This window comes from Synechococcus sp. CCAP 1479/9 (assembly GCF_019038535.1).
Taxonomy (GTDB): Bacteria; Cyanobacteriota; Cyanobacteriia; order PCC-6307; family Cyanobiaceae; genus Cyanobium.
In genome coordinates this window covers 130,225-150,661 of the sequence record NZ_JAFKRK010000005.1, presented here as the reverse complement: position 1 = coordinate 150,661, position 20,437 = coordinate 130,225, and the positions used below count along the sequence as shown (strand labels likewise).

Below are 20,437 nucleotides of genomic sequence, written 5' to 3'. Positions count from 1 at the left end.
TTTAGGTGGCGGAAGGATCAGCCCCCCTCGATCGCCTCAATCACCCCATCCCGCACCAGCACCGCCACCTGCAGCTTCTGCACCAGGTTGTCGCCCACCTGGACGTCGCAGAAGCTCTCGATCTGGCCCTGCTCCACCACCTGCTCCATCTCGAGCTCCCGCACCTGGCGCTGCTGGTCGAGCACCTGGCGCTTCTGCTCCTCGAACTCGGCGCGCTTGGCCGCCACCTGCTGCTGCACCGAACCCACCTGTTCCTGCACGCGGGGATCGAGGGGATTGGCGCTTTGCCGACGGATCTCATCGATCAGTCGCTGCCCCTCCTGCTCCAGCTGGGCCAGCTGCTGGTCGAAATTGGTGAGCGCATTGCTGAGCTCCCGCTCGGCATCCTCCTTCCAGCGCGGCGTCACCACGGCACGCACCGTGATCGATCGCTTGATGTTGAGGCTGTTGCCGTCGGCCATGGGACTTCAGGTGCAGGGCTCAGGCTGTCAGGCGACGGGGGATCCGGTCAACCATGGGGTCAGCTCTCGCCGTAGAGCGCGGCGATGGCGCCGCGGTCCCGCTCGGCGATCCGATCGCGGCGCTGCTTGAGGGTCTGGGTGAGCAGGCCGTTGTCGATGCTGAAGGGCTCCACCAAGGCCACACCGCCGAGGCGCTCGTCGGCTCGGGAGCCCGGCCGGGCCGCCAGCAGGCGGTTGCACTCGCGGCAGAGGGCCCGCAGCAGGGCCGGATCGGCGCCGGCACCGGTCTCCCCGGGCTCGGGGCAGGGGAGATGGGCCTCGGCCGCGAACGCCTGCAGCACCTCCGCCTTCGGCACCACCAGGGCCCCGAGCTGCTTGCGGTCCTGGCCCACCAGCATCACCTGCTCCACCAGCGGCGAGGCCACCAGGGACTCCTCCAGGGGGCCGGGCTCAATGTTCTCGCCACTGCTGAGCACGATCGTGTCCTTGGCGCGGCCGGTCAGCACCAGGGTTCCATCGGCCAGCAGCAGGCCCAGGTCGCCGGTGTCGAACCAGCCCTCGCCATCCAGCACCTTCGCCGTGGCCTCGGGCTTGTTGTGGTAGCCCCCCATCACCTGGGGCCCCCTGGCCAGCACGAGCCCCCGCTCGCCCACCGGGAGCGACGCCCTGGTGGCGGGGTCCACCACCTTCAGGGCGGTGTCCGGCAGGGGCTGGCCGGCGCTGCCGCGGCGGTTGCTCCAGGGCCGGCGGCAAGCAAGCACCGGGCTGGTCTCGGTGAGGCCGTACCCCACCAGCAGTTCGATGCCGACGGCCTCGAAGAAGCCGTCCACGTGGATGGCCAGGGCCCCGCCGCCGCTGATGGCGGTGCGCAGCCGACCCCCCACCAGCTGGCCGCGCACCTTCGGCCACAGCAGGGCGCCGCCGGCGGCCAGGAGCCGGTCGGCCGCCGTTTCCTGCTTCAGGGTGAGATCGAGGGCCACCCGCCGCCGCCGGTGGAAGGCACGGCTGACGGCGAGGGCCCGGCGCAGGAGCCGCTGGCGGGAGGCGGGCATGGCGGCCAGGGCGTCCTCGAAGCCCGAGAGCAGGGCCTCCCACAGCCGCGGCACGCTGATCAGATACTGGGGACGCACCTTCTGCAGGTCGGAGCGCAGCTGCTTGAGGGTGGTGTAGGTCTGGCGGCAGCCGCAGCTGAGCAGGAAGTACTCGGCGGTGCGCTCGTAGGCATGCCAGATCGGCAGCACCGAGAGCACGTGATCGCCGGGGCTCGGCGACACCGCCACCCCCAGGGTGCCCAGCTGGTGCAGGAAGTTGGCGTGGCTGAGGGGCACGCCCTTGGGCTGGCCGGTGGTGCCGGAGGTGTACAGAAGCGTGGCCAGCCGCCCGGGCCCTCCCGTGGGGACGGGCGGCAGGGGGCTGGCGGCGCCGCGCTCCAGCAGGGCCTCCCAGGTGAGGCAGGGCAGCGGCAGGGGAACGGCCGGGGCCTCCCCCTCCAGCAGCACGATGAAGCGCAGCCGCTGCAGGGCCGGCCCGTCGAGGGCCAGCCGCTCCAGCAGGGCGGCCGACTCCAGCACCGCCCCCACCGCGCCAGCGTCCTCGAGGATGTAGCGCAGCTCCTCGGCCGGCGCCGCGCTGCCGCGCACCGCATCGGCCGCCCCCGCCCGCATCAGCCCCTGGTCGGCCACCAGCCAGCGGGGACCGTTCTCCGCGAACAGGGCCACCACATCGCCGGCCCCCACCCCCAGAGCGGCGAAGGCCGCCGCCGCCCGGTCGATCGCCTGGCGCAGCTCGTCGTAGCGGAGCGTCTCCGGATGGCGGCCGTGGGGGGCTTCCAGGGCCACCCGGGGGCCATGCAGCCGCTCCAGTTCCGGCCAGAGGCCCTCGAGCCCCTCGAGCCAGCTCCAGTCAGCGCGACCTTCAAGGGCACGGCGGTCCCGTGGGCTGCCGCCCCAGTGGATCTCGGCTCTGGCGTTCATGGGCGGCCGGTGTGGAGCAACGGGAAATCAGGATTCTCCCAGTCCCGACCGGTCTCCCCCCTCCCCCAGGCCAGCCAGTCCCTCCTGTGGCCCCGGCGGCCGCAGGGTCAGTCCGAAGCGGCGGGCGAAGGCCGCCAGCAGCAGCGGCGCCACCTGCTCGGGGGTGAGGCAGGGCCGCCAGTCCACCAGCCGTCCCACCAGCCGGTCGCTGAGCCCGCAGGGAACGATCGCGCCGAAGCCCTCCAGGGAGCAGTCGACATTCAGGGCCAGGCCGTGCTGGCTGATCCAGCGGCGGGCGCCGACCCCGATCGCCGCCAGCTTGCGGCCCTCCAGCCAGACCCCGGTGAGCCCCTCGATGCGCTCCCCCTCCAGCCCCAGCTCCTGCAGCACCGCCAGCACCACGTCCTCGAGGGCCCGCAGATAGAGGTGAAGGTCGCCGCCATGGCGCTGGAGATCGAGCACCGGGTAGAGCACCAGCTGGCCGGGCAGGTGGTGGGTCACCTCGCCGCCGCGGTCGATGCGGTGAAGCGGCAGGGGCGGATCGGCCGGATCGAAGCCGAGGTGCTCCAGGCTGGCCCCCCGGCCCAGGGTGTAGCAGGGGGTGTGCTGGAGCAGCAGCAGGGCGTCGGGCACGGCGGGATCGTCGAGCCGGCGCCGCTGCAGTAGGCGCTGCCACTCCCAGGCCAGCAGGAAGGGCACCGGAGCCGGGGCTTCAAAAAGAATTGCGGGAGTGTTGGGGGCCATGCAACAGCGTTCCTAGCTTGAGGTTGTCCCAGAGCCAGAATTCCTCTGGAGGCAGGCACCCGAATGAAACTGCTGATCCACGGCCGCAATCTCGACGTCACACCGGCGATCAGGGAGTACACCGAAACCAAGCTCAATCGCGCCATCAGCCACTTCGATGGCATCGTCAAGGAAGCCGACGTTCATCTGTCGGTGGCCCGCAATCCCCGTGTGCCGCAGCAGACGGCGGAAGTCACGGTCTTCGCCAACGGGGTGGTGATCCGGGCCCAGGAACGCAGCGAGAACCTCTACGCCAGCATCGATCTGGTGGCCACCAAGCTGAGCCGCCAGCTGACCCGCTACAAGGACCGTCTGCAGGAGCGCACCCAGGGCCCGGTGCACCGCTCCGCCGCCGCCGAGGAAGCCGGAGCCGCCGCGCTGCCCGACCCCGGGGGCTCCCTCACCGATGGCCTCGAGCCCGCCGTGCCCCACCGCGGCGTGCGCCGCAAGTACTTCGCCATGCCGGCGATGGACCTGGAGGAGGCCCTGCATCAGCTGGATGTGATCGATCACGATTTCTACGTGTTCCGGGACGCGGCCACGGGCCAGATCCAGGTGGTCTACCGCCGCAACCATGGCGGATTCGGCGTCATCCAGGCCCGTGACACCTGAGCGGGAGCCCGAACGGCCCGACCTCGCCCCCCTGATCGACCACGCCCTCCTGGACCCCCACCGGGGCCGGGAGGCCATCCTCCGCTGCTGCGATGAGGCCCGCCACTTCGGCTTCGCCGGGGTGTGCCTGGCCTCCCGCTGGCTGCCGGTGGCCCGTGAGCGGCTGCCGGTGGACGGGGCGGTGAAGCTGGTCGCCGTGGTGGGATTCCCCTTCGGGGCCATCCCGGCGGCGATCAAGCGGGCCGAGGCGGAGTGGGCCGCCGCCGCCGGTGCCGACGAGCTGGATGTGGTGCCCGATTTCGGCGCCCTGGCCGATGGCGACGGCACCGCCGTGCTCGACGATCTGGCGGCCATCACCGACCTGGGCCTGCCGGTCAAGGTGATCCTGGAGATGGGCCGCCTCGACCCCGAGGCCCTGGAGCTGCTGGTGGAGATCAGCATCGATGCCGGGGTGCGCCATCTCAAGACCGGCAGCGGCTTCGGCCCCGCGGTGACCCCGGAGCAGGTGGCCCGGCTGGTGGCCCTGGCCAGGGGCCGGGCGGCGGTGAAGGCCGCCGGTGGCATCGCCGATCTCGACCAGGCGCTGGCCCTGGTGGCGGCCGGTGCCGGCCGGCTGGGCACGAGCCGGGGCGTGGCCCTGATGCAGGCGCTGCGCGCCGGTGCCTGAACAGCACCTGGAGGGCCTCGCCCTCACCTGCCGCCCCCTGGGGGAGCACGACCGGCTGCTCACCCTGCTGAGCGAGGCCGAAGGGCTCACCCGGCTGGCGGTGCCGGGGGCGCGACGGCCGAAGAGCAGCCTGGCGGCGGCGGTGCCCCTGGCCCATCTGGTCCTGCAGGTGGGGGGGCGCGGCGGCCTGCGGCGGGTGCGGCAGCTGCGGGTGCTGCGCAACTACAGCGGCCTGGCCCAGCGCCTGGAGACCCTGGCCGCGGCCCAGGCCCTGGCCGAGCTCTGCCTCAAGCTCGTTCCCGCCGAGACGCCCGCCCCGGGGGTGCTCGCCGACCTGCTGCTCCAGCTCGGGCGCCTGGAGGCGGTGGTGACGGAACGGTCCGAGCGGGTGGAGGCCCTGGCGGTGGCCGTGCAGGGCAGCATCCACCTGCTGGCCCTGGGGGGCTTCGCCCTGCCCCTGCAGCACTGCGTCCGCAGCGGCGCCGCGCTGGTGCCACCGATCGGGGACTGGTCCTGGCGCTGCAGCCTGCTGCCCAGCGAGGGGCTGGCGATCGGAGCGATCCCGGGGGCCAGGGTGATGCTCAACCCTTCCGAGCTGGCCCTGCTGCAGCGGCTGACACGCCCCGCCCCACCGCGCCGGCGTGACGGCCAGCTGATGGGGCCGGAGGCGGTGTGGCTGCACTTACTGGATCTGGTGGAGGCCTGGTGCGGCGAGCATCTCGGTCAGCGACCGCGAGCCTTCAGACTGCTGCGGACCGCCTGCGACCCCATGCCCTCCCATCCGTCCGAGCCAGCATGAGCCCGAGCGGCAAGACCGAGAGGGGACTGGCCGCCGTCCTGGCCCTGCCGGGATTCCGGCGCCTCTGGATCGGCCAGGTGTTCTCCCAGCTGGCGGACAAGTTCTACATCGTTCTGATGGTGTTCCTGATCGCCCAGTACTGGGTGACGGACACGCCGCAGAACAACGCGGCCCTCGCCGAGGCGGCCGCCGCCTTCCGGATGGGCTTCGAGACCCGGGCCCAGATGATCACCCTGCTGGCCACCGGCATCTACGTGGCCAACACCGTGCCGGCGATGCTGCTGGGGACGGTGGCGGGCGTCTGGGCCGACCGCTGGCCGAAGCGCACCGTGATGGTGGCCTCCAACGGCCTCCGGGCCGGCCTGGTGATGCTGGCCCCCCTGTGCCTGCTGCCGGGGCCGATGTGGCTGGGGCTGAGCTGGGGCTACTGGGCCCTGGTGGCCATGACCTTCTTCGAGTCGGTGCTCACCCAGTTCTTCGCCCCGGCCGAGCAGGCGGCCATTCCCCTGCTGGTGAGCTATCCGCAGCTGCTCGCCGCAAATTCGGTGTACCAGGCCACCAGCATGGCCGCCACCATCGTCGGTTTCGCCCTCGGCGACCCGATCCTGCGGCTGCTGCGCACCCTGCTGGCCCAGGTGGGCATCCCGGGCGGAGAATTCGTCTTGCTGCCGCTCTGCTACGGCGCCGCGGCCGTGGCCATCGCCGGGATCGAGATCCCGGAACCGCCGCGGGAGCCTCGCTCCATCTCCGTCTGGGAGGAGATCGGCGAAGGGGTGCAGGTGCTGCGGGAGCGACCCAAGGTGCGCAGCGCCATGATCCAGCTGGTGCTGCTCTACAGCCTGCTGGCGGCCCTCTACGTGCTGGCGATCAGCCTGGCGGCGGCGATCGGCGGGCTCGGTCCCACCCGCTTCGGCGTGCTGCTGGCGATGAGCGGGGTGGGACTGGCCCTGGGGGCCCTGGCCATGGCCCAGCTGGGCGAACGCTTCAGCCGCCGGGGGCTGGCCAGTGCGGGGCTCGGGACCATCGCCTGGTGCCTGGTGCTGCTCGGCCAGCTGCGGGGCAACCTCGTCTTCACCCTGCTGCTCTGCGGCCTGCTGGGGGTGGGTGCGGCCCTGCTGGCGATCCCCGCCCAGACCACGATCCAGGAGGACACCCCGGAAAACCAGCGCGGCCGGGTGTTCGGCCTGCAGAACAACCTCATCAACATCGCCCTCAGCCTGCCCCTGGTGCTGGCGGGCACCGTGGTGAGCCGCTACGGGCTGCTGCCTGTGCTCTGGGGGCTGGCGGCCATCGCCGCCGTCGCCGCCCTGAGCGAACGCCCCTGGCGCAGCAGCTGAGCGCCCGCCCCTGTCGCAGCAGCTGAGTGTCAGCCCAGCGCTGCTAAATTCCGCTGTTGCGTGGGGCCATACAGGTGATGCACATTGCCTGGCTGGGCAAGAAGTCTCCGTTCTGCGGCAACGTCACCTACGGCCTCAGCACCACCGAAGCCCTGCGGCAGCGGGGCCATGCGGTGAGCTTCATTCACTTCGACACCCCCACCCCCTCCCTGGGACGGCCGGAAGCGGGGGGAGGCGAGCTCGATCCGCCTGACGGGCCGGAGGCCAACCCCGAGGTGGCCCTGCCCTACCTGGTGAAGTCGCAGATGTACACGATCCCCTCCCCGGGGGCCCAGCGGGAGTTGCGGGAGTCCCTGGAGCGGCTGCGACCCGATCTGGTGCACGCCAGCCTCACCCTCTCCCCCCTCGACTTCCGCCTCCCCGACCTCTGCCAGCAGCTGGGTCTGCCCCTGGTCGCCACCTTCCATCCCCCCTTCGACGCCGGTCTGCGCAACCTCACCGCCGGCACCCAGCAGCTCACCTACCAGCTCTACGCCCCCTCCCTGGCGAAGTTTGACCGGGTGATCGTGTTCTCCGAGCTGCAGGCCGAGGTGCTGGTGCGCCTGGGGGTGCGGCGCGAGCGGCTGGCGGTGATCCCCAACGGGGTCGACACCGACACCTGGGCGCCGGCGCCCCCGGGCGGCGAACCCGATCTGGCCCAGCTGCGGCTCAGGGTGGGCGGCCGCCGCGTCTTCCTCTACATGGGCCGGGTGGCCACCGAGAAGAACGTCGAGGCGCTGCTGAAGGCCTGGCGGCTGGTGCGCCCCCAGGGATGCGTGCTGGTGATCGTGGGGGACGGGCCGCTGCGCTCCTCGCTGCAGAGCGGCACGGAGTCTGATGTGATCTGGTGGGGCTACGAGGCCAGCCGGGCCCGCCGGGTGGCGCTGCTGCAGCTCGCCGAAGTGTTCCTGCTGCCCTCCCTGGTGGAGGGGCTCTCCCTGGCTCTGCTGGAGGCCATGGCCTGCGGCACCGCCTGCGTGGCCACCGATGCCGGAGCCGACGGAGAGGTGCTGGAGGGGGGGGCCGGCATCGTGATCAGCACCCAGGGCGTCACCACCCAGCTGCGCACCCTGCTGCCGGTGCTGCGCGACCAACCGGTTCTCACGGCGGAGCTGGGGCGCCGGGCGCGCCAGAGGGCCCTGGAGCGCTACACCCTCACCGGCAACATCGACGCGCTGGAGCGGCTCTACGGAGAGCTGTGCCCGCAGCCGGTGGCGGTCTGACCGCAGGCTCCGGCCCGGTCCCGGCCATGCCGATCGGCGCGGGTCGCGGCAAGATGAGGCCAGGTTCCAGGCGCGATGAACTCCCCCCTCCCCCTCCAGGGACGTTCGGTACAACAGGCGATCGTCCCCATCGTCACCCAGGTCGGCACCGGCTCCGACGGGTCCGTCGCCGCTCGGCCCACCGTCTCGATCGTCGACGATGACCCCCACATCCGGGCCATGGTGGCCGAGGAGCTGGCGGATTCCGGCTGCGAGGTGGTGGCACTGACCAACGGCCATGGCCTCGAGACGATGCTGGCCGAGGGGGGAATCGATCTCGTCCTGCTCGACGTGCAGATGCCCGACTGCGACGGGATCGAATGCCTGCGGGACCTGCGCAGCCGGGGCTGCACCGTGCCGGTGGTGATCTTCACCTCCCTGAACGACCCCGAGCGGCGCCGCCAGGCCCAGGAGGCCGGTGCCGACGACTACGTGCTCAAGCACGAACTCCTCGACAGGCTCCCCGACCTGCTGGAGCGACTCCTGCCCAGAAGGAGCGAGAACCGCCACCTGTGACGACCAACCCACCGATGGCCCCCCCGACCGGGGCCCCTTCCCGTGGCTGGCGTCACCGGATGTTCGGAAGCCTGTTGGGCCAGCTCCGGCTGGCGGCCTTCACGTCCGTCTTCCTGGGCTTCAGCGCCGCCTCCGCCTTCACCCTCCTGATCAACCGGGACTGTCTGCTGCATCACCAGCACGATGATCAACGGCTGGCGGCGGGCTCCCTGGCCGACGCGCTCGACCGGCTCGTCGCCGATCCGTCCGCCACCCACGCCGCCCTCCTGGGCGGGGAGCTGGAGCGCCGCAGTTCGCGGGAGCGTTTCTTCTGGGTGCGGCACGGGGATGGCACCCTGCTGCTGCCCAGGCCGCTCGCCGGTCAACTGGTGGCCCTGCCCGGCCTGGTCGGGCAGGCGATGGCGGCGCAGGGCGGCACCTGGTCGGTCCGATCGTTCACGCCCCTGCTGGTCGGCACGGATCGCCGCCTGGTGAAGGATCCGGAGGGCAACAGTTTTCTCACCTACACCCTGCACCAGTCCCCCGGCGGCAGCCAGCTCTGGGTCGCCGAGGACATCAGCACCAATGTCGCCAGCCTGCGCAACATGCTGCTGGGGCTCGCCGTGGTGTGGGTCCTGTGCCTGGTGCTGACCCTGGTGGCGATCTCCGTGCTCACCCGCCGGCTGCTCCAGCCGTTGCGGGATCTCAACCGCATGGCGGCCGGTGTCACCACCGAAAGCCTGGCCAGCAGCCATCTCAAGCTCGATCAGGCTCCCCTGGAGGTGGAGGAGCTGGCCCAGTCCTTCAATGGGCTGCTTGATCGGCTGGCCCTGGCCTGGAGCCAGCAGCGGCACTTCGTGGGCCTCGTCTCCCATGAGCTGCGCAACCCCCTGATGATCATCGGCGGCTACCTGCGCCGGCTGCAGCGCCGCGGCCAGAACCTGGATCCGGAGCAGATGCGCGCCCTCGCCACCACCGAGGCCGAGACCCATCGCATCACCCGCATGCTCAATGACCTGCTGGATCTCTCCCGCAGCGAGTCCGGCCAGCTGCAGATGGTGCTGACCCCGGTGGCGGTGGATGAGGTGCTCACCACCGCCTGCGACCTCGCCCGCAGCCAGCTGTCACGCCCGCTGCTGCTCACCCTTCCCGAGGAGGCCGCCGAGGGGCCGATCCGGGCGGTGGCCGAGACCGATCGCCTCCAGCAGGTGCTGCTGAACCTGATCGAGAACGCCGACAAGTACTCCCCGCCGGGTCGACCGATCAGCCTCGAACTCTTAAAGAGCGACGCCGAACTGTGCATCACCGTCCGGGACCAGGGGATCGGCATCCCCCCGGAGGACATTCCCAAGGTGTTCGATCGCTTCCACCGTGGCCGCAACGCCATCGAGCACGAACGGGGCTCGGGCCTTGGGCTGTCGGTGGTGAAGCTGCTGGTGGAGGCGATGGGGGGCTCGATCGACGTCGACAGCGAGATCGCCGTGGGGAGCCGCTTCCACATCCACCTGCCGGCGGCTCAGTAACGCTCCGGCCGGGGGTCCTGCCAGTCGGGGGCGAAGCCCTTGAGACGCAGCTGGGCCACGGTGTCCTCCAGGCGGCGGCGATCGAGGCGCCACAGCCGGTAGACGCCGGCGCTGTCGAGTTCGCTGGCGCCGAGATGGCGCCAGAAGGGGGCACGGGCGGTGGTCTGATCGATCACCACCAGCACGGTGGGCTGGTCCTCCGGCGTGCTGGGCCGCTGGCCCACCCGGCGCTCCCGGCGAAGCCGGTCCGCCAGGTTGAGGGGACCCTCCACGCCGATGCCCTCGTAGATCACCACCCGCCGGCTGTAGTAATGCAGGGAGGGCTTGAGCACGCCCACCATCGCCACGGGTTCCCCCGGACGGCCCTCGCGCTGCAGGGCCGCCGCCATGCGGCGCACGGGCTCACCCCGCAGACGATCACCCACGCTCCACAGCGGCAGCAGGGCCGCGGGCACGAACAGCACCAGGGGCAGCTGCAGGGCCAGCAGGCGCAGGGGCGGGCGGCGGCGGCGGGTGATCCAGCCCAGCAGGGCGGCCAGCAGCCAGCAGGCGGCCACCACGGGCACCAGGGGGCTGTCCCGGAGCTCCGTCGCCAGCGTGGGCATCTCCGGATCCTGGATCAGCGGCAACCACAGGGGAGCCGCCAGGAACACCAGTCCCAGGCCGGTCACCAGCAGCACGCTGAGGCCCCAGGCCCAACGCTCCCAGGGCCGGCCGCCAGCCTCTACGCCATCGCCGGACCAGCCGGTCTGGGCCGCCAGGGCGATCAGCAGGGCGGCGGCGGGCGTCGCCGGCAGCCAGTAGCTGGGCAGCTTGGTGGCGGCGGCGGTGAAGAACAGCAGCACCGCCAGCAGCCAGCAGGCGGCGAAGCGGGCCAGGGAGGCGGCCGGAGGCTGGGGCCAGGTGGGGCACCAGGAGCGGCGCAGCGGCCCGATGGCCCGGGCCAGGCCGACGAGCAGCAGCGGCGAGACGGGCAGGCTGGCCACCAGCATCACCGGCACGAAGAACCACCACGGCTGCAGGTGGCGGTTCACCACCTCGGTGAAGCGCTGGAGGTTGTGGTAGCCGAAGAAGCTGTCCCAGAAGGGCCGGCCCTCGCTGTGCAGGGCCAGCAGGTACCAGGGGGCCGCCACCAGGGCGGTGAGCGCCAGGCCCCGCAGCGGCCGCAGCCGCCGCCACAGCCCGGCGATGTCGGCCTGAAGCCAGCCGAACAGCAGCAGGGTGAGGCCCAGAAGGACCACCGCCACCGGCCCCTTGGCCAGCACGGCCAGACCGAGCACGGGCCATGGCAGCCACCAGCGCCGGCCGGGGTCGGCATAGGCCTGCCAGCAGAGCAGCAGGGACAGGGCCACCAGGCCGCTGAACAGGGAATCGCTCACCGCCGTACGCCCCCAGACGAGCGCCAGGGGTGAGAGGCCGAAGGCCAGGGCGGCGGTGAGGGCCGTCAGACCCGGACGCGCCGGCGTCGGTGCGGAACCGTTGGAGGCGGCGGCGGGGGTGGCGGCGGCAGCGGGGTTGGCCTGGAACGGGGGCTGTGGCCAGCGCAGCAGGGTATCCGCCAGGGCCAGCATCAGGCCGATGGCGGCCAGGGCGGAGGGGAAACAGGAGGCCCAGGTCCCGAGGGGGTTCCACTGCGGCTGGCCGGGCAGGGCATAGACCAGCCCCATCAGCCAGTAGACCAGCGGTGGCTTGTCGTAGCGGGGCAGGCCGTTGACCCGGGGGATCAGCCAGTCGCCCGTCTCCGCCATCGCCCGCGCCGAGGCCGCGAACAGGGGCGGCGTCTCATCCACCAGCCCCGTCGTGCCCAGCTGCCAGGCGAACAGCGCCAGGCCAAGGACCAGGGTGATCAGCAGCAACCGGCGGCGCTGGCGGCGGGGCAGGGCGGGCAAACCGGCTGGGCGAATCGGAGGGAACCTATCGCTCCCCAGCCGTTCCGTCCTGTGTCGCCGATCCGGCCATCAGCCGATCCACGAGCTCCAGCTGCCGGGGCAGACAGACCCGGCGCAGATCGAACCCGTCCACCACCGTCCGCCGCGCCTCCCTGCGCAGCCCGGCGTGGCCGGCGGGGTCGGCCAGCACCGCTGCCAGCCGCTCGGCCAGGGCCCGGTGATCGAAGAAATCCACCAGCAGGCCGTTGCGGCCGTCCTCGATCACGTCCTGCACCGGGGCCGTGGCCGACCCGACCACCAGGGCGCCGCAACTCATCGCCTCCAGCAGGCTCCAGCTGAGCACGAAGGGAACGGTGAGATAGACGTGGCAGGCCGTGACCCGGAACAGCTCGTGCAGCACCGGGTGGGGCACGCGGCCGACGAAATGGACCCGGCGCCGATCGAGGGCATCACCCAGCTCCCGCAGCATCGCCTCCTTCCAGCTGCCGCCGCCGGGGGGCGCGGCGCCGTAGCTCACCCCATCGCCGCCCACGATCACCACATGGGCCCCGGGCCTGAGTTGCTGCAGCCGGGGCAGCATGCGCATGAAGGTGTGGAAGCCCCGGTAGGGCTCCAGATTGCGGGCCACGAAGCTCACCACCTCATCGCCGGGCCCGAAGCTCAGGCCGGCGCGCTGCAGCTGCAGGCGGGCGGGGCCCTGGGGGGCGATGGCGGCGGTGTCGATGCCCTCATGGATCACGCTCAGCCGCTGGCGGTACGGGGCCGGCACGGTGCTGGCCTGCCAGGGGGTGGGGGCCAGCCCCCAGTCCAGGTCCTGGAGGGCCAGGAGCTGGGTGGCCCGCCGCAGGCGCAGGCGGGCCAGGGGGCGCCAGTCGGCGTCGGCGAACTCCGGGTCGAATCCCACATCGCCGCCCACCAGCTGATAGATGAACTCCACCTGGTGCAGGACCGGGACGGCCGGCAGCAGGTCCTTCACCACCAGCAGTTCCCCCCAGCCCGGATGGCCCACCACCAGATCGGGCCGCAGACCCTCCTTCAGCAGCGCCTCCAGGCAACGGGCCACCGCCTCGGCCCGCAGAATCTTGGTCTGGAAATCGGCAGCCCAGGGGTGGCAGGGCGGCACCCCCCCGGGCGGCAGGGGGTCGTAGCGGTGCAGCGGGATGGCGGGCAGGGGCTGGCTGCTGGGGCCGCCGATGGCCACCACCCGGTCGCCGCGGGCCTGCAGGGCCGGCGCCAGGTGCCGGTACTGGCCGGGGAAGTTCTGGTGAACGAAGAGAACCGTGCGGGTCATGGCGGCACCGGCTCCGTCCGCCCGCCCAGCTGCCACAGCCGGCCGCGCTGGTTGATCAGCAGCACCGAGAGCAGGGCCAGGGCTGCCCCCAGCCACTGCAGCGGCCCCAGCCGCTCGTCCAGCAGCAGCACCCCGCACAGCACCGCGAACACTGGCGTCAGGAAGGTGAGGGCGGTGAAGCCGGTGAGGTCGCCGCTGCTGGCGAACCAGAAGAAGAGGCCGTAGGCCAGGGCACTGCCGAGCAGGGCCGCGTAGGCCATCAGGCCCCACTCCACCGGGCTCCAGTGGGGCCAGAAGCTCACCGTCTCCGGGCAGAGCAGCGCCTCCCCGCCGGCCACCAGCAGCAGGGGCAGACCGCCCAGGAGCATGTGCCAGCCGGTGACGGCAACCGGGTCGCTGCGGCGGGTGGCAAAGCGACAGAGCACGGTGCCCAGCGCCATCGCCGCCGCCGCCCCCAGCATCCAGGCCTCGCCATGGCTCCAGGCCTGGGCCTGCAGGGCCGGGGGCCCCTGCAGCCACCAGTGGCGCAGCACCTCCCCGGGGAGTCCCAGGCAGAGGATGCCCAGCAGGCCGATCAGCAGGCCCAGCCAGCCCACCGGGTTGATCGCCTCGCCGAACAGGGTGCGGGCCAGCAGGGCCACCAGCAGGGGCTGGGAGTCGATCAGCACCGAACCCAGGCCCGCCCCGGTCTCCCCCAGACCCCGGGCCAGGAGCCCCTGGAACAGGCTGCCGTCGACGGCGGCGAACAGCAGCAGCCAGGGCCAATCCACGGGATCGACCCGCCAGGAACGCCCCAGCAGGCGGGCCGCCAGAAGCAGCACCACCCCGGCCGGCAGCAGCCGCAGGCTGGCCAGCATCGCCGGCGACGCCCCACCCAGCAGCGGCTTCATCGCCGCCATCGCGGTGCCCCAGAGGGCAAAGGGCAGGAGCATCAACACCCAGCGCAGGGTCCGGGGCATGGGGCGTGAATCCTGGGGCGGCGGTGGAGGGGCGGAGGGCGGCGAACAGGCCCGTCCAGGCCTTCTTTTTAAGATCCAGCCACCGCGCATCTCCACAATGCCCTGGCCCTGGTGCCGCAAGTCCCGACGAACCCTGGCGCGCATCGCCATCGAGGGGCCGATCGCCGGGGGCACCCGTGTCCGGGTGCTGAAGGCCATTGAGCAGGTGCAGCAGCGGGAGTGCCCCGCCCTGCTGCTGCGCATCGACACTCCCGGCGGCACCGTCGGCGACAGCCAGGAGATCCATGCAGCCCTGATGCGGCTGCGGGAGAAGGGCTGCCGGGTGGTGGCCAGCTTCGGCAACATCTCCGCCTCCGGCGGCGTCTATGTGGGGGTGGCGGCGGAGAAGATCGTCGCCAATCCCGGCACCATCACCGGCTCGATCGGCGTGATCCTGCGGGGCAACGATCTGTCGCGGCTGCTGAAACGGATCGGCATCCGCTTCGAAACCGTCAAGAGCGGCCTCTACAAGGACATCCTTTCCCCCGACCGTGCCCTCTCCGAAGCGGAACGTCAGTTGCTGCAGGAGCTGATCGATTCCAGCTACGGCCAGTTCGTGGCCGCGGTGGCCGCGGGCCGGGGCCTGGAGCCGGACGTGGTGCGCGCCTTCGCCGACGGGCGGGTGTTCAGCGGCGCCCAGGCCCTGGAGCTCGGCCTGGTGGATGTCCTGGGGGACGAGGAGAGCGCCCGCCGCCTGGCGGCGGAGCTGGCGGGGCTGGATCCGGAGAAGACCCGGACAGTCAGCTTCGGCAAACCGCCCAGGAAGCTGCTCGGGCTGCTGCCGGGCAGCACACTGATGCAGCAGCTCTCCCAGTCCCTGAGCCTGGAACTGGCCTGGAGCGGCCAGCCCCTCTGGCTCCATCGCCCCTGACGTCATGAAGCCTGGTCTCGAGCTGAGGGCCCTGCGGGGAGCCACCACCGCCAGCGCCAACACCGGCGAAGCGATCGCGGAGGCCGTGGCGGAGCTGATCGAGGAGTTGCTGCAGCGCAACGACCTGGCGGGGGACCGGGTGCTCTCGGTGACCTTCTCCGTGACCGCCGATCTGGACGCCTGCTTCCCGGCCGCCATCGCCCGGCGCCGGGCCGACTGGGGCCGGGTCGCCCTGCTGGATTGCCAGCAGATGGCGGTGGCCGGGGACCTGCCCCGCTGCATCCGGCTCCTGGCCCACGCCTGGCTGGATGCCAGCCGGGAGGAGGTCCACCCCTACCTGCGGGAGGCGGCGCGGCTGAGGCCCGACCGGGCCGAGGCGGGCCAGCCTTCGGCCCCAGCCAGCTCCCCCGCCGACCACTGAAGGCGCGGCAGACGCACGGGCGTGTTGAGACTTTCACCATGAAGATCCTCCCCGCCATGCCGTCCTTCCCGCGCGAGCGGTCCCAGCCCCTGGCCCTGATCGGCCGCCTGGGCACCGCCGGCCTCGGAGCGCTGGCCGTCGCCACCGCCACCCTCCTCTCCCCTGTCGCCACCTCACCATCCATCGCCCAGGGCACGCCCGGCCTGATGGAGTTCCGCTGGGAGAACAACAAGGATTACCGCAAGCTCTACTTCTTCACGACCGACACCACCCGCATGCAGCGGGCGGAGTACTACCTGATGCTGCGGCCGAAGGATCGCAAGACGGCCATCCTCAAGTTGAGCATCAGCATTCCGAGCCACTTTGATACCACGATCGACCCCAAGCAGGTCAAGCTCTGCCGCATGAGTGAAGGCGGGATGCTCAAGAGAACCCGCTGCCTGGAAACGATCCCCGCCACGATCGAGGTCTCGGCCAACGGGCGATCCATCGAGATCTTTCCGGAAACCCCCGTGTCCGACAAGGACACGATCGGTGTCTACATGAACGTCTTCAACCCGTTCAATGCCGGCATGTATCAGTTCAACGCCCTGGCCCAGGCCCCCGGCGACATCCCGGTCTCGGGCTACCTGGGCAGCTGGCTGATCCAGATCGTGCCCAACAACACCAACTGATAGGGTGACCCACTGAGCAAGCAGCAGCATGACGAAGCGCACCCTTGAAGGAACGAGCCGCAAGCGCAAGCGCGTGTCCGGCTTCCGGGTGCGGATGCGCACCCACACGGGCCGTCGCGTGATCCGCACCCGCCGCCGCCGCGGCCGGGCCCGCCTGGCGGTCTGAGGCCGGCCGGGAAGGTCCGTGGCCCTGCCGCAGCAGCACCGGCTGAAGGGCCGACGGGTCTTCGATCGTCTGTACCGCCAGGGGCGCCGCTTCCAGGGGCCTGGGCTGCTGCTGCGGGTCCTGGCGGCGGAGCCGTCCCTGCTGCCCCACGCCGGGACCCCCAGCACGCCCCCCATCGCCAGCCCCTGGCGCTGCGGGATCGTGATCAGCAGCAAGGTGAGCAAGCTGGCGGTGCGTCGCAACCGCCTGCGGCGCCTCTTCCACGACCATCTGCGGCGTCACCCGCCGGCCCCGAGCCAGCCCCTGTGGCTGCTGATCACCCTCAAGCCCGGCTGCCTCGAGCGCAGCGAGGACCAGCTGCTGGGAGAATGTGCCCAGCTGCTGCGCCAGGCAGGATTGCTCCATGACCCCGGAGGACAGGGTGGAGAACAAACTCGAGATCAATGAGACGGTCTTCTACGAGGGCGGCCCCGCCAGGGGCGACCTGATCGTCAACCTGCTGTTCGGCCTCACCCTGATCGGCATCCCCTTCGCCGTGGGAGCCATCGTCCGGGCCCTGTGGCTGCGCTTCCGCATCACCAGCCGGCGCATCAGCGTCAGCGGCGGCTGGCTCGGCCGCGACCGCACCCAGGTGGTCTACAGCCAGATCCGTGAGGTGCGCTCGGTGCCGCGGGGCTTTGGCGCCTGGGGCGACATGGTGGTGGTGCTCAACGACGGCGCCAAGCTCGAAATGCGGGCAGTGCCGCGCTTCCGGGAGCTCGAGGCCTTCATCGAAGAGCAGCGCGAGAGCCGCAGCAAGGCCGCCTCCCGCACCTCCGGAGCCACCGGTGCCGCCGGGTTCGCCTCCCCGGCCCGTGAAAGCGCCTGACCACCGGACCCCCATCCGGTCGCCCCGGTCGGGCACACTGGCAGCCGAGATCCACCACCCCAGCGCACCCCTGCCGTGATCGGCTACATCTCCGACAACCTGCTGCTCCCGATCCTCGATTTCTTCTACGGATTGGTTCCGAGCTATGGGCTCGCGATCGTGGCCCTCACCGTGGTCATCCGCCTCGCCCTGTTCCCGTTGAGCGCCGGCTCGATCCGCAGCGCCCGGCGCATGCGCATCGCCCAGCCGGTGATGCAGCAGCGCCAGGCGGAGATCAAGGCCAAGTACGCCAACAACCCCCAGAAGCAGCAGGAGGAGCTGGGCGGTCTGATGAAGGAGTTCGGCAGCCCCCTGTCCGGCTGTCTGCCGCTGCTGGTGCAGATGCCGATCCTCTTCGCCCTGTTCGCCACCCTGCGGGGGTCCCCCTTTGCGGACGTCCCCTACGCGATCAACCTCAAGGTGCTCCCGGCCGAGGAGATCGCCGCGGTGGAGGCCAAGCCCTTCAACAGCGCCAGCCACTCCATCTTCATCAGCGAAACCGAGCACGTGCCGGTGATCGCCAGCCTCGAGGGCGGCACCAAGCTCGGTGTCGGTGACAGCACCCAGGTGGAGCTGCACGGCAAGGACGGCACCAGCTTCGCCTCCCTGCTCGGCACCGTGGAGCACGGCGACAGCTTCACCCCCAGCTGGGTGGTGACCAAGGGCGAGAGCGTGGTGAAGGTGGATGACCAGGGACGGATCACGGCCCTGGCCCCCGGCGACGCCACCGTCGAGGCCCGGATCCCCGGCCTGGCGGCCCGCAGCGGCTTCCTGTTCATCAAGGCCCTAGGCCAGGTGGGCTTCTACACCGATGGTGCCGTCAACTGGGACATCGCCATCCTGGTGGGGGCCTTCGGCGCCACCCTGTTCGCCTCCCAGCTGCTCTCGGGCATGGGCATGCCCGCCAACCCCCAGCAGGCGACCGCCAACAAGATCACACCCGTGATGATCACGGCCATGTTCCTGTTCTTCCCGCTGCCCGCCGGCGTGCTGCTCTACATGGTGGTGGCCAACGTGTTCCAGGGCGTCCAGACCTTCCTGCTCACCCGTGAGGCCCTGCCCGACAACCTGCAGGCGATCCTCGACAAGCAGCTCGCCCAGCAGCCCGCCACCGCCACGGCCGGCGGCGGCAATGGTGGCGGCCGCCTGCCCTTCGAGCCCAAGACCAAGAAATGACCCGGCTGCAGCCGCTGCCCCTGCAGGAGTTGCGGCTGCTGGGCGAGGGCCGCACCTGGCCGGTCGACCAGGCCATCGCCGGCCTGGCCAGCCTCACCCCCGTGCGCGGCCGGGTGCGGGCTCTCCACCACGGCACGGTGCTGGAGGTGGAGGGCACGGCCGAGACGATCATCACCCTCTGCTGCGACCGCTGCCTGCAGACCTACAACCACGCCTTGAGCGCCACCACCCGGGAGCTGCTGGAGATCGCCGTGGCCGGCCCCGAGGAGGAGGAGGTGGTGTTCGCCGCCGAGGATCCGGTGGAGTGCCTCGATCCCGGGGGCAGCTTCGATCCGGAGCGCTGGCTGTTCGAGCAGCTCAGCCTGCAGCTGCCCCTGGTGAACCGCTGCGGCCCCGACTGCCCCGGCCCGCCGCTGCCCACCGGCGACGCCGACGGGAACGGGGACGTCGACCCCCGCTGGGCGGCGCTCCGCTCCCTGCGCTGAGCCATGGTCCACGACCTCGGCGATCAGCTGGATCTTCTGATCCGCTCCCGCACGCCGATCCTCTGGATCCGCAGCCTGGAGGAGGAGCGGGTGGAGGGTCTACTGGAGCGGGCCGCCCAGCGGCTGGGGGGCCGCACCCTGCTGCGCTGGGACTTCATCGGCGGGCTGAGCGGGAGCCCGGGCCTGGAGGGGCAGGCGGTGCGTCAGCCGATGGCGGCCCTCGGCGCCCTCGACGGGCTGCCGGCCGAGCAGGGAGCGATCCTGCTGCTGAAGGACTTCCACCGCTACGCCGACGATCCCGGCGTCTGCAGGCGCCTCCGCAACCTGGCCGCGGGCCTGCGCCAGGTGCCCCACACCCTGGTGATCAGCGCCCCGGAATGGCAGCTGCCGCGGGAGCTGGAGGACAGCGTCACCCTGTTGGAGCTGCCCCTGCCCGAGGCCGGGGAGATCGGTCGCCTGTTGCGGGCCATCGCCGAAGCCAGCGGCCAGCCCCTGCAGCCGGGGGTGCTCGAGCAGCTCACCGCCGCCTGCCACGGGCTGAGCGAGCAGCGGGTGCGCCAGCTGGCGGCCCGGGCCCTGGCCCGGCGGGGGCAGCTGGGCATCGAGGACCTGGCGGAGGTGCTGGAGGAGAAGCGCCAGGCCATCGCCCGCAGCGAACTGCTGGAGTACTGCCCCACCGAAGCCACCCCGGCCGACATCGGCGGACTGGAAACCCTGAAGCACTGGCTGGAGCAACGTCACCGGGCCTTCAGCGAGGAGGCCCAGCGCTACGGCCTGCCCCTGCCCCGGGGGGTGCTGCTGATCGGCCCCCAGGGCACCGGCAAGTCGCTCACCGCCAAGGCGATCGCCCACAGCTGGGCCATGCCCCTGCTGCGCCTCGACGTGGGCCGCCTGTTCGCCGGCCTGGTGGGGGCCAGCGAGGCCCGGACCCGGGAGATGATCCAGCGGGCCGAGGCCATGGCCCCCTGCGTGCTCTGGATCGACGAAATCGACAAGGGCTTCGGCGGTGGCGATGGCCGCAGCGACGGCGGCACCAGCCAGCGGGTGCTGGCCAGCCTGCTCACCTGGATGGCGGAGAAGAGCAGCGCCGTGTTCGTGGTGGCCACCGCCAACGCCGTGGAGCGGCTGCCGGCGGAACTGCTGCGCAAGGGCCGCTTCGACGAGATCTTCCTGCTGGAGCTGCCCGATGCCGAGGAACGCCGGGCGATCCTGGATCTGCAGCTGCGGCGGCGACGGCCCCGGCATGCCATCCCCCTGGAGGTGCTGGTGGACCGCACCGCCGACTTCTCCGGCGCCGAACTGGAGCAGACCGTGATCGAGGCCATGCACCTGGCCTTCGGCGAGGGCCGCGAGCTCGGGGAAGCCGACCTGATCGCGGCGGCCAGCCAGGTGGTGCCCCTGTCGCGCACCGCCCGGGAGCAGCTGGAGGCCCTGCGCAGCTGGGCCTCCAGCGGCCGGGCACGGCCGGCCTCAGGGGCCGGGCGGGCTTCCTGAGGCGAATCGCCACGAAAGTGGAAGACTTTCAATGCATCGACGGGGCCCGATGTAACGGCTTCATGAAGAACAACCACGCCTGGTAACAGCTTCGCCGGGCTGGCAGTGACGAAC

The 20,437-nt window shown here is 71.6% G+C and carries 22 protein-coding genes; 16 read left to right on the top strand and 6 right to left on the bottom strand.

What is annotated here, in order from left to right; translation table 11 throughout:
• Positions 1-17 precede the first annotated feature (17 nt).
• The 3 genes from KUG38_RS02345 to lipB are packed head-to-tail and all read right to left on the bottom strand — an operon-like array spanning position 18 to position 3,178.
• Complete coding sequence (locus KUG38_RS02345; protein ID WP_216918860.1) at positions 18-461, bottom strand: YlqD family protein; 444 nt, start codon at positions 459-461, stop codon at positions 18-20.
• Between the two features lie 59 nt (positions 462-520).
• Entirely contained in the window at positions 521-2,434 is a 1,914-nt protein-coding gene (locus tag KUG38_RS02340; RefSeq protein ID WP_216918859.1) for an AMP-binding protein, read from the bottom strand.
• 27 nt (positions 2,435-2,461) lie between these two features.
• Positions 2,462-3,178 (bottom strand): lipoyl(octanoyl) transferase LipB, encoded by a 717-nt coding sequence (gene lipB / locus KUG38_RS02335; RefSeq protein ID WP_216918858.1) that lies wholly within the window; start codon positions 3,176-3,178, stop codon positions 2,462-2,464.
• A gap of 63 nt (positions 3,179-3,241) precedes the next feature.
• Between lipB and hpf the strand changes: the two genes are divergently transcribed.
• From hpf to KUG38_RS02300, 7 genes are all read left to right on the top strand, one after another.
• A complete protein-coding gene (gene hpf / locus KUG38_RS02330) occupies positions 3,242-3,829 on the top strand; it encodes a ribosome hibernation-promoting factor, HPF/YfiA family (protein WP_216918857.1) in 588 nt (195 codons plus the stop codon).
• On the top strand, positions 3,792-4,496 hold the full coding sequence (deoC, locus tag KUG38_RS02325) for a deoxyribose-phosphate aldolase (RefSeq protein WP_094585421.1): 705 nt from the start codon (positions 3,792-3,794) through the stop codon (positions 4,494-4,496). Before hpf ends, deoC begins: the two co-directional genes overlap by 38 nt.
• A complete protein-coding gene (recO, locus tag KUG38_RS02320) occupies positions 4,489-5,295 on the top strand; it encodes a DNA repair protein RecO (RefSeq protein WP_190611009.1) in 807 nt (268 codons plus the stop codon). Before deoC ends, recO begins: the two co-directional genes overlap by 8 nt.
• Complete coding sequence (locus KUG38_RS02315) at positions 5,292-6,632, top strand: MFS transporter (protein ID WP_216918856.1); 1,341 nt, start codon at positions 5,292-5,294, stop codon at positions 6,630-6,632. Before recO ends, KUG38_RS02315 begins: the two co-directional genes overlap by 4 nt.
• A 74-nt stretch (positions 6,633-6,706) precedes the next feature.
• Positions 6,707-7,894: a glycosyltransferase family 4 protein gene (locus tag KUG38_RS02310; protein ID WP_216918855.1), complete on the top strand. Its 1,188-nt coding sequence runs from the start codon at positions 6,707-6,709 to the stop codon at positions 7,892-7,894.
• Between the two features lie 75 nt (positions 7,895-7,969).
• Positions 7,970-8,449, top strand: a complete 480-nt coding sequence (locus KUG38_RS02305) for a response regulator transcription factor (protein WP_216918854.1) — start codon at positions 7,970-7,972, stop codon at positions 8,447-8,449.
• 74 nt (positions 8,450-8,523) lie between these two features.
• Positions 8,524-9,951: a sensor histidine kinase gene (locus tag KUG38_RS02300; RefSeq protein WP_216918853.1), complete on the top strand. Its 1,428-nt coding sequence runs from the start codon at positions 8,524-8,526 to the stop codon at positions 9,949-9,951.
• Here the strand turns inward: KUG38_RS02300 and KUG38_RS02295 are convergent.
• The 3 genes from KUG38_RS02295 to KUG38_RS02285 are packed head-to-tail and all read right to left on the bottom strand — an operon-like array spanning position 9,945 to position 14,090.
• On the bottom strand, positions 9,945-11,840 hold the full coding sequence (locus KUG38_RS02295; RefSeq protein WP_216918852.1) for an ArnT family glycosyltransferase: 1,896 nt from the start codon (positions 11,838-11,840) through the stop codon (positions 9,945-9,947). The genes KUG38_RS02300 and KUG38_RS02295 overlap by 7 nt on opposite strands.
• Before the next feature lie 25 nt (positions 11,841-11,865).
• On the bottom strand, positions 11,866-13,131 hold the full coding sequence (locus KUG38_RS02290) for a glycosyltransferase (protein ID WP_216918851.1): 1,266 nt from the start codon (positions 13,129-13,131) through the stop codon (positions 11,866-11,868).
• On the bottom strand, positions 13,128-14,090 hold the full coding sequence (locus tag KUG38_RS02285; RefSeq protein WP_216918850.1) for a DMT family transporter: 963 nt from the start codon (positions 14,088-14,090) through the stop codon (positions 13,128-13,130). The genes KUG38_RS02290 and KUG38_RS02285 overlap by 4 nt, the downstream gene beginning before the upstream one ends.
• 97 nt (positions 14,091-14,187) lie before the next feature.
• Between KUG38_RS02285 and sppA the strand changes: the two genes are divergently transcribed.
• From sppA to KUG38_RS02240, 9 genes are all read left to right on the top strand, one after another.
• On the top strand, positions 14,188-15,000 hold the full coding sequence (gene sppA, locus KUG38_RS02280; protein ID WP_216918849.1) for a signal peptide peptidase SppA: 813 nt from the start codon (positions 14,188-14,190) through the stop codon (positions 14,998-15,000).
• A gap of 4 nt (positions 15,001-15,004) precedes the next feature.
• On the top strand, positions 15,005-15,421 hold the full coding sequence (gene aroH / locus KUG38_RS02275; protein WP_216918848.1) for a chorismate mutase: 417 nt from the start codon (positions 15,005-15,007) through the stop codon (positions 15,419-15,421).
• Positions 15,422-15,477: 56 nt separating this feature from the next.
• On the top strand, positions 15,478-16,095 hold the full coding sequence (locus KUG38_RS02270; RefSeq protein WP_216918909.1) for a DUF2808 domain-containing protein: 618 nt from the start codon (positions 15,478-15,480) through the stop codon (positions 16,093-16,095).
• 28 nt (positions 16,096-16,123) lie between these two features.
• Complete coding sequence (rpmH, locus tag KUG38_RS02265; protein ID WP_015108935.1) at positions 16,124-16,261, top strand: 50S ribosomal protein L34; 138 nt, start codon at positions 16,124-16,126, stop codon at positions 16,259-16,261.
• Positions 16,262-16,279: 18 nt separating this feature from the next.
• Complete coding sequence (gene rnpA / locus KUG38_RS02260; RefSeq protein ID WP_216918847.1) at positions 16,280-16,708, top strand: ribonuclease P protein component; 429 nt, start codon at positions 16,280-16,282, stop codon at positions 16,706-16,708.
• On the top strand, positions 16,665-17,129 hold the full coding sequence (locus KUG38_RS02255) for a PH domain-containing protein (RefSeq protein ID WP_216918846.1): 465 nt from the start codon (positions 16,665-16,667) through the stop codon (positions 17,127-17,129). Before rnpA ends, KUG38_RS02255 begins: the two co-directional genes overlap by 44 nt.
• Positions 17,130-17,204: 75 nt before the next feature.
• A complete protein-coding gene (yidC, locus tag KUG38_RS02250; RefSeq protein WP_216918845.1) occupies positions 17,205-18,344 on the top strand; it encodes a membrane protein insertase YidC in 1,140 nt (379 codons plus the stop codon).
• A complete protein-coding gene (locus tag KUG38_RS02245; RefSeq protein ID WP_216918844.1) occupies positions 18,341-18,829 on the top strand; it encodes a YceD family protein in 489 nt (162 codons plus the stop codon). Before yidC ends, KUG38_RS02245 begins: the two co-directional genes overlap by 4 nt.
• Before the next feature lie 3 nt (positions 18,830-18,832).
• Positions 18,833-20,323, top strand: a complete 1,491-nt coding sequence (locus KUG38_RS02240; RefSeq protein ID WP_216918843.1) for a Ycf46 family AAA ATPase — start codon at positions 18,833-18,835, stop codon at positions 20,321-20,323.
• The last annotated feature ends 114 nt before the right edge of the window (positions 20,324-20,437 follow it).